The organism is Oceanobacillus oncorhynchi (genome assembly GCF_000821065.1).
Taxonomy (GTDB): Bacteria; Bacillota; Bacilli; order Bacillales; family Amphibacillaceae; genus Oceanobacillus; species Oceanobacillus oncorhynchi.
The window spans coordinates 2,466,458-2,478,102 of record NZ_CDGG01000001.1; the positions used below are offsets into that span (position 1 = coordinate 2,466,458).

An 11,645-nucleotide genomic window follows, 5' to 3' on the forward strand; every position below is an offset into this window, starting at 1 on the left:
GAACAACTTCAAATTTTTATTAATTCATTTATCAAATTTTCATTCCTTATAGAGAGCTAAATAAATGTCGTTTTACTTTATAAATGAGAACGGGAGGAACACGAATGGCAGAAATCGTCCTCGAACTAAAAGAGCTGCATACCCATTTTTTTACGGAGAGCGGAGAAATACCTGCTGTCAACGGCGTAAGTATTAAAGTCCATAAGGGGGAGGTCGTCGGGATTGTTGGAGAATCAGGCAGCGGAAAAAGTGTCACTTCACTTTCAGTAATGAAGCTGATTCCCAGCCCGCCAGGAAAAATTGTAAGCGGGGAAATGAATTTTAAAGGAGAAAATCTTGTAAATGCTTCCGAGAAACGAATGAAAAAGCTGCGGGGAAATGAAATATCCATGATCTTCCAAGAACCAATGACATCTCTCAACCCATTATTTACAATAGGGAATCAGCTTATTGAAGCGATTCGGCTGCATCAAAAAATAACAAAAAAAGAAGCACGAAAAAAAGCGGTCGATATGCTGCAGCTTGTTGGCATACCCAGAGCGGACGAGGTTGCAGGGGAGTACCCGCATCAGTTATCCGGCGGGATGAGGCAGCGGGTGATGATTGCGATGGCGATGTCCTGTGATCCGGAATTATTGATTGCAGACGAGCCCACCACGGCGCTTGATGTAACGATTCAAGCGCAAATCTTAGATTTAATGCGAAATTTAAATAAGGAAGAAGATACAGCTATTTTGCTGATTACGCACGATTTAGGCGTTGTTGCAGAAATCTGCGACAGAGTAGTGGTGATGTACGCCGGACAAATAGTTGAAGAAGGGACAACCAGAGAAATATTAAAAGACCCCGAGCATCCCTACACGCAAGGACTGATTAAGTCACTTCCTAACATGCATGAAAGAGAACAGCAATTATATTCCATTCCAGGTGTGGTGCCGAAGCCAAAAATGAACAGCGTCGGATGTCATTTTGCGCCAAGATGCGAATTTGCTTTTGAACGTTGTTTTCAGGAGAATCCAGGTCTTTATGCTTTGGGTAATCAACGTCAGAGCAGATGCTTTTTACATGAGGATACAGAAGGGAAGGTAAAAAAGCATGCAAAAGCCGATATTGGAAGTTGATGGTCTGAAGAAATATTTTGATATTAAAGGTGGACCTATAGGGAGAAAAGTCGGCGAGGTAAAGGCGGTCGATGATGTATCTTTTACGGTGATGGAAGGGGAAATCCTGGGTATCGTAGGAGAATCAGGCTGTGGAAAATCCACCACAGGAAAGTCCATTTTGCGCCTGATTGAACCGACAGAAGGCAAAGTGAAATTTCAGGATCAGGATATAACCAGCTTAACGAACAGCGAAATGCGCCGTTTGCGAAAAGATATGCAAATTATATTTCAGGACCCTTACGCTTCTCTGAATCCGAGGCATACGGTAGAAAAAATAATTAGTGAGCCATTGCTGGTGCATGGAATGACATCTGCAAAGCAGCGGCTGGACAGAGTAGGCGAACTTTTAGAAGTAGTAGGCTTGAGTCCTTATCATGCGAAAAGATATCCGCATCAATTCAGCGGAGGGCAAAGGCAGCGGGTCGGCATCGCGAGGGCGCTTGCCAACAATCCTAAACTGGTTATATGCGATGAGCCGGTTTCCGCATTGGATGTATCGATTCAATCACAAATACTTAATTTAATGGAAAAACTGCGGGATGAATTTAACTTGACTTATATTTTTATTGCGCATGATTTAAGTGTGGTCAAGCATATCAGTGATCGCATCGGTGTGATGTATTTAGGGAGAATGGTTGAGCTTACAGAGAAAAACAAGCTCTATGATAATCCGAAACACCCTTATACGCAGGCGCTGCTTTCTGCCGTGCCGCTTCCTGATCCAGATATGCCGAGGAACAGGGTTATTTTGAAGGGGGATGTACCAAGTCCTGCCAACCCGCCTTCTGGGTGTGCTTTTCATACAAAGTGTCCGCAAGCGATGGATATCTGCAAAGAAGTAAGGCCGGCTTTTCAGCCTGTGGAAGATAATCATTTTGTTGCCTGTCATTTATATAAATAAACGGGATGACAAAATATGAATCTTATAAAACGAAACTTCATGCAGCGGGAGGTTTTTCTTCTGCATGGGACAGCAATTACTCGTTCCATCGAAAATCGCTGTGAGTGGATTGATCCAGGGAGTTAGCGGCCGTGAATTACCGCCTGAACAAATTTATTTTTACTTTTTATTTTGAAGCGGGAGTTTTACGGACGATTCTTCATGATAAATTAACAAAATATGAGGGGGGAAAGCAATGAAGTTGAAGTTCTCAATTTTTATTGTCTGGCTGCTTGCCATTTTCTTGGTACTGGCAGCATGTTCAGGTGATGGCGGACAAAATGGGGGAGAATCGGAAGAAGGCAGTGATCCAGATGCTGCAGAAGAAGCAGAAGCGGATACTGGAGATGCGGAAGGAGATCAGGTGTTGATATTCGCCCGGGGCGGAGATTCAGAAAGTCTTGACCCGGCAAGCACCACGGATGGAGAATCCTCACGTATTACCAAGCAAATTTACGAAAGCCTTTTGGAATTTGATAAGGAGTCCTTTGAAGTTCTGCCTGGACTAGCCCATGACTGGGAGGTTTCTGAGGATGGGTTAAGCTATACTTTCTATTTAGAGGAGGGCGTAACCTTCCATGATGGAACAGAGTTTAACGCCGAGGCAGTCAAGGTCAATTTTGAACGCTGGGCAGATCCTGATCATGAGTATGCTTTTGCTGATGACGGCTATGTCTATTCCATGTACGGTACGATGTTTGGCGGGTTTCTAGGTGATGAGAATCATGTTGTTGAAGAGATCAATGTAGTAAATGATCATGAAATCGAATTTGTGTTAAGCCAGCCTCTGGGATTCTTCCTGCAGAATATGGCGATGACTTATTTTCCGATTACTTCCCCGGCGGCACTGGAGGAATATGGTCCAGCCATTAACGAAAATCCTGTTGGGACAGGACCATTTGAATTTGTCAGCTGGGCAAAAGATGATTCCATTGTACTTGATAAATTTGATGATTATCGTATAGAGGGACTTCCGAAGCTCGATCGCGTTGTATTTGAAGTCATTCCAGATAATGCTGCCCGTTTGATTGCGCTGCGTTCTGGTGAAATCGACATTATGGATGGATTGAATCCAGATGATGCAGCAGGCGTGGAAGCAGATGAAGGGCTGGAGCTTTATGAGCGGGCTGAGAATAATATTGGCTATGTAGGGTTTAATGTTCAAAAAGAGCCATTCGATAATAAAAATTTAAGACATGCAGTCAGTCATGCCATCGATAAAGAGGCTATTGCGGAGGCTTTATATGCTGGCTATGCGACTCCTGCGTCCGTTCCGCTACCGCCTAGCTATATGGGATATAACGATGAAGTAGAGAGCTTTGAGTACGATCCGGACACGGCTAGGGAACTGTTGGAGGATGCCGGTTATGCAGATGGATTGGAAATCGAATTATGGACGATGCCTGTAGCTAGACCGTACATGCCTGATCCAGAGACCGTTTCGGAAATTATTCAGAACAACCTGGAGGAAGTAGGTATTACCGTTACGATTGTCAGAGAAGAGTGGGCTCCATATTTGGAAAAAACAATGAATGGCGAACATCAAATGTATATGCTGGGCTGGTCAGGAACAAATGGAGATCCGGATTACTTCCTTAGCAGCTTATTGCATGGAGATAATGTCGGAAGCAGCAACCGGGAATTCTATGATAATGATGAAGTGGATGAATTTTTAAATCAAGCGAAATTATCCATTGACCAGGATGAACGGGCGTCCTTTTACCAGCAGGCACAGGAACTTATTGCTGATGACGCACCAATGGTTCCTTTAGTGCATTCCAGACCGGTGCTTGCCACAACAAATGCTGTAGAAAATTATGTACCGCATCCATCGACAAGTGAATCGTTAGCAGAAGTAGAGCTAGCAAATTAATTAGCAGTAAATGAAGGAGACTCTTTCGCCAGTCAACGTTCTGTCCTCTTCCTACAATCAGCAGGTAGCAATCATAATGGTATTTCTGATTCATTGGAAAAGAGGCCAGATTTTTCTGGAGAGAGTCTCCTGTTTACATTTCACATACATAAAGAAGAATAGAGGTGAAATAATGGTTTCCTATATTATCCGACGATTATTAATGATGGTTCCCGTGTTGATTGGAATGACATTAATCACCTTCTCCATTGTTCATTTGATTCCAGGAAACCCGGCTCAGGTGATACTCGGAGAAACCGCTAACCAAACAGCCATCGCAAATTTGGAAGAAAGCATGGGACTGAATGAACCTTATCTGACGCAATATGGAATATATGTCAAAGACCTGCTGCAGGGGGATTTGGGAACTTCTCTGCGCTCCAATGCGGAAATATCTACAGAAATCTGGCCGTATATCGCTGCTACGTTTGAATTAACTATTTTCGCCATGCTTTTTGCGATTTTTATAGGAGTCAATGCAGGCATTATCAGCGCTTGGAAGCAGAATTCCTGGTTTGATTTTCTTGCGATGCTTTTTGCTTTAATTGGCGTTTCCATACCTGTTTTTTGGCTTGCGCTGATGGAACAATGGATTTTTGCGCAGGAGCTTGGATGGTTTCCGGCCTATGGCAGACAGGACAACAGGGATCCGATTGCTCCTATAACTTATTTATATGTGCTTGATTCTTTCATTCATTTGGATTTTTCCAGAGCAGGGACGATATTGAAGCATTTAATTCTGCCGAGTATCGCGCTTGGTACCATTCCGATGGCGATTATTGCCAGAATGACGAGGTCGAGCATGCTGGAGGTGATGAAGTCGGATTATATTCGTACAGTGCGTGCAAAAGGCTCCGGACAATTTCTTGTCATATACAAGCATGCATTAAAGAATGCATTGATACCGGTGTTAACGGTTATTGGCTTACAGACAGGAGTTTTATTAGGCGGAGCTATTTTAACCGAAACGATTTTCAGCTGGCCCGGTATAGGGAGATATGTATTTGAAGCAATAAGCTATCGAGACTACCCGGTAATTCAATCTGGCATTTTAGTTGTTGCATTTATTTTCGTCATCATTAACCTTGTTGTAGATATTCTATATAAAATCATTGATCCAAGGATTAATTATTAGGGGGGAAGCTGTGATGAAATTAGATGAACGAAAGCCGGAAGAAATCGAACAGCAAATAACAAGCCCCGTTAATAGAGACGACCGACCGGATGTGGAGCAGATAGAAACTGTCTCGCCTTGGAGAGATGCATGGAGGCGCTTGAGAAAAAATCGTTTTGCCATGGCTGGTATGATTATTATTCTCTTTTTTCTTATACTTGCGCTTATTGCGCCGCTTCTTACTTCCTACTCTTATTATGAACAAAACCTGGCCAACCGGCTGCTGCCTCCTTCTGGCGAGCATTGGATGGGGACCGATGATTTGGGGAGAGATATACTTACCAGAATAGCATATGGAGCAAGGGTTTCGTTGCAGGTTGGCTTTTTTGCAGTAATAGGTGCTCTGGTTTTTGGGACATTTCTTGGAATTATTGCCGGCTATTTCGGCCGCTGGGTGGATATGATTATCTCCAGAATATTTGATATTCTGCTGGCCTTCCCAAGTATTTTACTTGCAATTGCCATTGTTGCTATTCTTGGTGCTTCTTTGCAAAATGCATTGATTGCGATTGCCATTATTAATATACCTATATTCGGAAGGATTGTGCGCTCCCGAGTAATTAGTTTACGGGCAGAGGAGTACATTATGGCTGCTAAGGCACAGGGAATGAAGAATGGCAGAATTATTTTTCATCATATTTTACCGAATAGCATCACGCCGATTATTGTGCAGGCAACGCTTGGATTTGGAACTGCCATATTGGAAGCGGCAGCACTTGGTTTCCTCGGACTCGGCGCCCAACCTCCGACACCGGAATGGGGGCAAATGCTTGCCAGTTCCAGAGAGTTTATTCAGCTGGCCCCATGGACGCTTATTATGCCAGGAGTTTCTATTATGCTTGTTGTTCTTGGTTTTAACTTGGTTGGGGATGGCTTGCGCGATGTCCTGGATCCTAAAATGAGGAATTGATGCTGCTGTTTGCTCGTGTTTGTTTAAGAACGATGCTTGGTAATGTGTAAAGCAGAAGTATTTTATGACAGGCATTATGTTATCGTTTTTGCTATATAAGCTGCCTTTGAGAAGAATGTTTATGCGGAGAACCGTTCGTAAAACTCTCACTGAGTGAAATTTCGTTTTATAAAAAGTATAATAAAAGCCCTCCTCTGCTCTAGAAAATGTGACTTTCCTAGCAGAGGAGGGCTTTTATTTAAACTGAGCAGTTCTATTCAATGTTGATTCCGCCATTACTTGTACGTGCTTTAATCAGTGTTTCTCCATCACCGTACGTGACATCCCAATCCTTTGAATCGAATACACGAATTCTTCCGTTATTCGTCCGTAAATCGAAGGTGGCATTTTCAGGCTTCTGTTCAGAAATAATCGTGATTTTTCCATTACTGGTTTGCAGGTCCATTGGAGTATCGAAGCTTTCAGTATCGATATGGATAGCTGCGTTATTCGTTTTGGCTTTCATTTCCCCGGAAATATCTTGCGCTTCTACTTTTCCATTTGTAGTTTCCACATTCGTATTTCCTTGTATAGAAGCAAGCTCGATTTTTCCGTTATTCGTATTTGCTGTTACCTCACCAACGATATTTTCTAAAGTAATCTTCCCGTTGGAGGTGTTTAAATTAGTATCGCCCTGCACATTTTGAAGTTCTATCTTTCCATTAGATGATTGTATATCGAGGAAGGAAGTTTCTATGTTCTCTCCTTCGATTTTTCCATTACTTGTATGAAGCTGTAACGCATCGATTTGTAAATCAGCAGCATTTATTTTGCTATTCGTTGTTTTTACTTCCATTTTCTCCATCATGTCATCAGGAACAAAAATATCTAATGCAGCATTTGAATGAAACATAAAATCGAAATCAAAGAAGGGAAAGGAGGTTTCTTTGATTTGAATCGTTAGCTTTTCTCCATTAACTGAGGTGCTGAGTTCTTGCGTTTCACTCTTTCTCCCCGTTGTCGTATATTCAGCGATTGGCTCTTCGACATGAGCCGGCTGGAGACGGATTTGTGTATTTTCTGCATCGACTTCAATCTCAGTAATTTCATCAGCATCGAAAGGGATAGATTCTGATTCTTCATTGAAAGCAGATTCCTTGTAAGAGGAAAAAGTAACAGCCATCCCGATAATTCCAATAAGAAGCAGGATAACAGCTAAAATAATAATTCGTTTTACATTTATCATGAATGGCTTTCTCCTTTCGCCAGGCGGACATTGAACCCGATATATTTAGAAAATAGACGGATAAAAGCATTTGTAATATAATTTGCAGCTATAAAAATGAATAATCCAGAACCGGCAAATGTAATGGAAGTAAATAATTCAAATAAATAAAATGATTCAGGGTGGATAATCCATTGCACGCCCGCTATCAGCAATTGGGCAACAAAAGAAAAAGCAGTTACCCATGCAGCCAGAATAATTCCGGCAATACCCACAGAAGGACCAAGGACAATAATCAGATTGAAGAAAAAGAGTCCTATGATGATGCCTGTTCTCCGGAGGTGACTCTGTTCACTATGATTTACTTGCACTTTTTCAAATTGCTGCGTGGATTGTAGTTCATTCGCAATCTGCTGTGGAGAACCCAGAGAGCGAACTATTTCCTCATCCGTTTTTCCTTCTGCTCTTCCCATTTCAAAATGTTCTTCAAAGTCTTGAATGATTTCTTCTTGTTCTTGTGACGATAAGTCTTGTAAATAAACCGTGAGTTCCTTTAAAAAGTCTAACTTATTCATTACTTTCCTCCTTCATTAACGAATCAACGCCTCGTGTAAAATTCTCGTATGCTTCTTTAAGCTCCAGGAGATAACCTTTGCCTTCATCCGTTAAATGATAATATTTTCTGCTTGGTCCTTCTGTAGACTCTTTAAGATAGGTTGTACAGTACCCCTGTTTCAATATCCGGCGTAATACGGTATAAACCGATCCTTCTGATATTTCAATTTTATTCGTAATTCGTTTAATCAATTCATAGCCATAGAAATCTTGCTTATCAAGGAGCACTAGTACACAAAGTTCAAGAACCCCTTTTTTAAATTGTGCATTCAATAAAGTCACCTTCTTTATAGGTAAGCTGATAAAAACGAACCTTCATTCAGCGAGTGTTTTACGGACAATGCTCCGTGATAAAACCAACTATAGCATGTTGTTCAGTACTATTCAATAACAAGTAGTGATTTAATTATCTTATTATAGAAAGGAATTTGATGTGATAGATTTTTTATCGCAGTGTAACTGGCTTTAGGGTATTTCGTTTAAGGAAAAAGAATGCCCCATTTCTAGATAGAAAATTTTAAAGTCGGTGACCGGTCCTCTCTGTTTCAAATAGAAATGATTTGATGGGGAGTAATCGCAGCCTCAACGTTCTAGATGGGACGAGTTACTGCGCTTTTGGTCTCAAATAAGGCATTTTCTAAAAAACTAGTATTAAAGAATAATAGACCTTCAAAACTTCCTTTAACGAATGGCAAGTTCTCGTTAAAAGTTTGTAGGAGAACCAGGGGGGAGAAATTAATATCTATATATAGAAGAAAGCTGAATCAATGAATGGAGGGTAAGCGACTTCGCTGCGATGGGGAACAGAAGTTATCTGTATTAATGAAAGAACAAGTGCTTATATTTATAAAGAATAGTTTGATTATAATTTTTGGATGATTTTTTCTTGCAACAATGAAAAGGACATGCTATAGTATTAAAAGTCGATTGATTGCACGAGCGATTGAGAGATTGATTGAAAAATATATTTAAAAAAGTAATTGCATCGATTTAAAAGATGTGTTACTATATAAAAGTTCGCTTATAAAGCGCCTGTAGCTCAATTGGATAGAGCGTTTGACTACGGATCAAGAGGTTAGGGGTTCGACTCCTCTCAGGCGCGCCATCGGGAAGTAGCTCAGCTTGGTAGAGCACTTGGTTTGGGACCAAGGGGTCGCAGGTTCGAATCCTGTCTTCCCGACCATTAAATAAATATAACTGATTTATCTACGGGGCCTTAGCTCAGCTGGGAGAGCGCCTGCCTTGCACGCAGGAGGTCAGCGGTTCGATCCCGCTAGGCTCCACTCAACAATTTATTAAAAAAAGTTGTTGACAATGTCTTACAAACATGATAAGTTATATCTTGTCGCTAAAAACGACAGAAACAAATTGCTCTTTGAAAACTGAACAAAACAACCAGTACGAAAGAAGAAAGACAACCTCGTTTTTCTTAAAAAATAAGTCAGAAGTTGACTTCTGAAAGCTAATGTTTCAAACACTTTTATGGAGAGTTTGATCTTGGCTCAGGACGAACGCTGGTGGCGAGAGCGAAGAGGTCACACCTGTTCCCATGCCGAACACAGAAGTTAAGTTCTTCAGCGCCAATGGTAGTTGGGGGCTTCCCCCTGCGAGAGTAGGACGTTGCCAGGCATATTGAAAAAGAGTTAAGCATCATGCTTAGCTCTTTTTTGCATAAGTAAACATTAATTAATACGCTAAAGACAAGCTCAGTATATATATGAGCTTGTCTGACTGGCTAAAAGTGTTGCAATTACTCGTATAATCAATATTTCGAAGTTTATCAAGTTTAAATGCTTTTACCTTAGCCTTTTTTATTTCGTTATTTTGGACATTGTTGCTAATTTATTAACTGTTTTCCAATTACGAGTTGTAGATTGGGTATCTAGTTTCTGAAGTTGATTTGCCAGTTTAGAGTTATGGATACTATCATAAAATAGAAGATAGATTTCTTTGTTTTGAATATGATATTTTTCTTTTTCATTTTGGAATTTCCGTAAACTTACTAAATTAGCTTTAGACGGATTGCTTGGAAAAAATGCTACATAGAGACTCTCTCCTGTAGAATCTGCTTCAGCTTTTGTAATCTCTTCTGCAGAGAAGGGGCAAGCTTTCATTATTTGTTCCCATTCTTCGGAGGTTCTCAAAATCACAGGAATGGAAAGTTGATAATCTTGCATTATTTTATATTCTATTTCCTCTTTAATAATTTTTTCCTGCTTATTGGATTGAAATAAGATATTTCCACTCTGTATATATGTTCGAACGTTTTTTAAACCTATTGCTGTAAGGGATTCTCGCAATTCCGCCATCTTAATCTTATTTTTTCCGCCTACATTAATACCTCGTAACAATGCAATATATCCTGTCATAGCCCGTCAACTCCTTTTGTATCAGTGTAGTCCAGTATTCTTTTTATTATTTTACTCTATTGACTGAAGCAATACAAAAAAGAAACCAATAATAAACTCTCTAGTTCTGAAAGCAGATGCAGATAGGAAATCGTTTGTTTTTTTGATATAATTATAATCAGCTTAAACATTAATATGTGAAGGAGGTGAGTAAGTATGTTATTGGAATTGTTTAATAATGCTTTCATAGATTCTTCCATCTTTTATATGTATTTTGGTGTTATTTTGATGACGATGGGAATTATGTATTTTGTTAATCTGCATCATAATACTCCGGTTATCTATGAATACTCTTTTGGCAGTAAACACCAAAATATTAAAATTAATATGAATCAAATGAGAAAGACCTTAATTATTAATGAACCCTTTCTGATTTGGCTCATCATCACATTTAAAAGAGTCGACCAAAAAGATGATAAAATGGACAATGTATCCTCTTATTTTAAAAATGAGTTTAAAATAAGAGGAGGAGAATTATGGGAAAACATGGCTTACTCACAGCCTTTAAAAAATACAGGTTTTTCTTTTTAGTAATATTGTTAGTCTTTGTACTTGCAGGGTGTGGAGGTAATAACACACCTATTGACAGTTCATCAACAGGGTTCTTTGATCATTATTTTGTATATACCTTTTCTCTGCTAATAAAAAAGATTGCTTCTTTATTTCAGGGTAACTATGGAATTGCTATTGTATTGATTACAATTATTATCCGATTTGTGTTAATGCCGTTCTTTATTCGCCAGTCAAAGAATAGTAAAGACTCGCAAAAGAAAATGGCAGTTATGAAGCCTGAGATGGATGAGATTCAAAAGAAATATAAAGGAAAGAGCAGTACAGAAGATCAGCTAAGCATGCAGAGAGAGCTTAGTGAAGTTTATAAAAAGCATGATTTTAATCCGGTAAAGATGGCTGTGGGGTGTTTGCCGCTAATCATTCAGATGCCTATTCTTCTGGGGTTTTATTATGCTATTATGCGGACTCCGGAAATAGCTGAGCACTCATTTCTATGGTTTAGTTTAGGAGAAACAGATATTTTATTTGTTGTTTTTGCTGTACTCATATACTATCTTCAAGCAAGAGTGAGTCTGATTGGTATGGATGAAACGCAGCGAAAGCAAATGGCTGTTATGAGCTTTATATCCCCGATTATGATTGGAGTGGTCTCTTTAAATGCACCTGCGGCTTTGCCTTTGTACTGGGCTGTCGGCGGAATGTTTATGATTGTACAGACACTGATTATAAAAAAATATGTGCATTAGTAAAAGAGACTGATAAAGGAATATAAAAAATATCAATTTCTTTTCCATACTGAAGTCAAG

At 39.9% G+C, this 11,645-nt stretch carries 11 protein-coding genes, 3 tRNA genes and 1 rRNA gene; 11 read left to right on the top strand and 4 right to left on the bottom strand.

Annotated elements, in window-relative coordinates; translation table 11 throughout:
- Nucleotides 1-104 precede the first annotated feature (104 nt).
- The 5 genes from BN997_RS11780 to nikC all read left to right on the top strand — a co-directional run bounded on the left by BN997_RS11780 (nucleotide 105) and on the right by nikC (nucleotide 6,099).
- On the top strand, nucleotides 105-1,121 hold the full coding sequence (locus BN997_RS11780; RefSeq protein WP_042532493.1) for an ABC transporter ATP-binding protein: 1,017 nt from the start codon (nucleotides 105-107) through the stop codon (nucleotides 1,119-1,121).
- Complete coding sequence (locus BN997_RS11785; RefSeq protein ID WP_042532495.1) at nucleotides 1,096-2,064, top strand: ABC transporter ATP-binding protein; 969 nt, start codon at nucleotides 1,096-1,098, stop codon at nucleotides 2,062-2,064. The genes BN997_RS11780 and BN997_RS11785 overlap by 26 nt, the downstream gene beginning before the upstream one ends.
- 235 nt (nucleotides 2,065-2,299) lie before the next feature.
- Nucleotides 2,300-3,976, top strand: coding sequence for an ABC transporter substrate-binding protein (locus BN997_RS11790; protein WP_042532497.1), 1,677 nt, complete (start codon nucleotides 2,300-2,302; stop codon nucleotides 3,974-3,976).
- A 172-nt stretch (nucleotides 3,977-4,148) separates the two neighbouring features.
- Complete coding sequence (locus BN997_RS11795; protein WP_042532499.1) at nucleotides 4,149-5,150, top strand: ABC transporter permease; 1,002 nt, start codon at nucleotides 4,149-4,151, stop codon at nucleotides 5,148-5,150.
- Nucleotides 5,151-5,163: 13 nt separating this feature from the next.
- Complete coding sequence (nikC, locus tag BN997_RS11800) at nucleotides 5,164-6,099, top strand: nickel transporter permease (protein WP_042532501.1); 936 nt, start codon at nucleotides 5,164-5,166, stop codon at nucleotides 6,097-6,099.
- A 253-nt stretch (nucleotides 6,100-6,352) separates the two neighbouring features.
- On the opposite strand, the gene BN997_RS11805 is transcribed toward nikC, so the two are convergent.
- From BN997_RS11805 to BN997_RS11815, 3 genes are read right to left on the bottom strand one after another with little or no spacing between them, the layout of a single operon-like run.
- Nucleotides 6,353-7,324, bottom strand: coding sequence for a DUF4097 family beta strand repeat-containing protein (locus BN997_RS11805; protein ID WP_042532503.1), 972 nt, complete (start codon nucleotides 7,322-7,324; stop codon nucleotides 6,353-6,355).
- Entirely contained in the window at nucleotides 7,321-7,878 is a 558-nt protein-coding gene (locus BN997_RS11810) for a DUF1700 domain-containing protein (protein WP_042532505.1), read from the bottom strand. The genes BN997_RS11805 and BN997_RS11810 overlap by 4 nt, the downstream gene beginning before the upstream one ends.
- Nucleotides 7,871-8,191, bottom strand: coding sequence for a PadR family transcriptional regulator (locus BN997_RS11815; protein WP_042532507.1), 321 nt, complete (start codon nucleotides 8,189-8,191; stop codon nucleotides 7,871-7,873). The genes BN997_RS11810 and BN997_RS11815 overlap by 8 nt, the downstream gene beginning before the upstream one ends.
- 755 nt (nucleotides 8,192-8,946) lie before the next feature.
- On the opposite strand from BN997_RS11815, the gene BN997_RS11820 reads away from it, so the two are divergent.
- The 4 genes from BN997_RS11820 (at nucleotide 8,947) to rrf (ending at nucleotide 9,547) form a co-directional block, all read left to right on the top strand.
- Nucleotides 8,947-9,023: transfer RNA gene (locus BN997_RS11820), tRNA-Arg, on the top strand.
- 1 nt (nucleotide 9,024) lies between these two features.
- Nucleotides 9,025-9,101 (top strand) — tRNA-Pro (locus BN997_RS11825).
- Nucleotides 9,102-9,128: 27 nt separating this feature from the next.
- A tRNA-Ala gene (locus BN997_RS11830) sits at nucleotides 9,129-9,201 on the top strand.
- 230 nt (nucleotides 9,202-9,431) lie between these two features.
- Nucleotides 9,432-9,547: ribosomal RNA gene (rrf, locus tag BN997_RS11835) — 5S ribosomal RNA — on the top strand.
- A 182-nt stretch (nucleotides 9,548-9,729) separates the two neighbouring features.
- Here rrf and BN997_RS11840 read toward each other — a convergent pair.
- Nucleotides 9,730-10,287: a DUF1697 domain-containing protein gene (locus BN997_RS11840; RefSeq protein ID WP_042532509.1), complete on the bottom strand. Its 558-nt coding sequence runs from the start codon at nucleotides 10,285-10,287 to the stop codon at nucleotides 9,730-9,732.
- A 195-nt stretch (nucleotides 10,288-10,482) separates the two neighbouring features.
- Between BN997_RS11840 and BN997_RS11845 the strand changes: the two genes are divergently transcribed.
- Nucleotides 10,483-10,857, top strand: a complete 375-nt coding sequence (locus tag BN997_RS11845) for a hypothetical protein (RefSeq protein WP_042532511.1) — start codon at nucleotides 10,483-10,485, stop codon at nucleotides 10,855-10,857.
- Complete coding sequence (gene yidC, locus BN997_RS11850; RefSeq protein WP_042532513.1) at nucleotides 10,803-11,585, top strand: membrane protein insertase YidC; 783 nt, start codon at nucleotides 10,803-10,805, stop codon at nucleotides 11,583-11,585. The genes BN997_RS11845 and yidC overlap by 55 nt, the downstream gene beginning before the upstream one ends.
- Nucleotides 11,586-11,645: the final 60 nt, after the last annotated feature.

Excerpts from the sequence above, each read along its gene's own strand:
- BN997_RS11780 (WP_042532493.1), top strand. The coding sequence starts at position 105 with ATGGCAGAAATCGTCCTCGAACTAAAAGAGCTGCATACCCATTTTTTT.
- BN997_RS11785 (WP_042532495.1), top strand. The coding sequence starts at position 1,096 with ATGCAAAAGCCGATATTGGAAGTTGATGGTCTGAAGAAATATTTTGAT.
- BN997_RS11790 (WP_042532497.1), top strand. The coding sequence starts at position 2,300 with ATGAAGTTGAAGTTCTCAATTTTTATTGTCTGGCTGCTTGCCATTTTC.
- BN997_RS11795 (WP_042532499.1), top strand. The coding sequence starts at position 4,149 with ATGGTTTCCTATATTATCCGACGATTATTAATGATGGTTCCCGTGTTG.
- nikC (WP_042532501.1), top strand. The coding sequence starts at position 5,164 with ATGAAATTAGATGAACGAAAGCCGGAAGAAATCGAACAGCAAATAACA.
- BN997_RS11805 (WP_042532503.1), bottom strand. The coding sequence starts at position 7,324 with ATGATAAATGTAAAACGAATTATTATTTTAGCTGTTATCCTGCTTCTT.
- BN997_RS11810 (WP_042532505.1), bottom strand. The coding sequence starts at position 7,878 with ATGAATAAGTTAGACTTTTTAAAGGAACTCACGGTTTATTTACAAGAC.
- BN997_RS11840 (WP_042532509.1), bottom strand. The coding sequence starts at position 10,287 with ATGACAGGATATATTGCATTGTTACGAGGTATTAATGTAGGCGGAAAA.
- BN997_RS11845 (WP_042532511.1), top strand. The coding sequence starts at position 10,483 with ATGTTATTGGAATTGTTTAATAATGCTTTCATAGATTCTTCCATCTTT.
- yidC (WP_042532513.1), top strand. The coding sequence starts at position 10,803 with ATGGGAAAACATGGCTTACTCACAGCCTTTAAAAAATACAGGTTTTTC.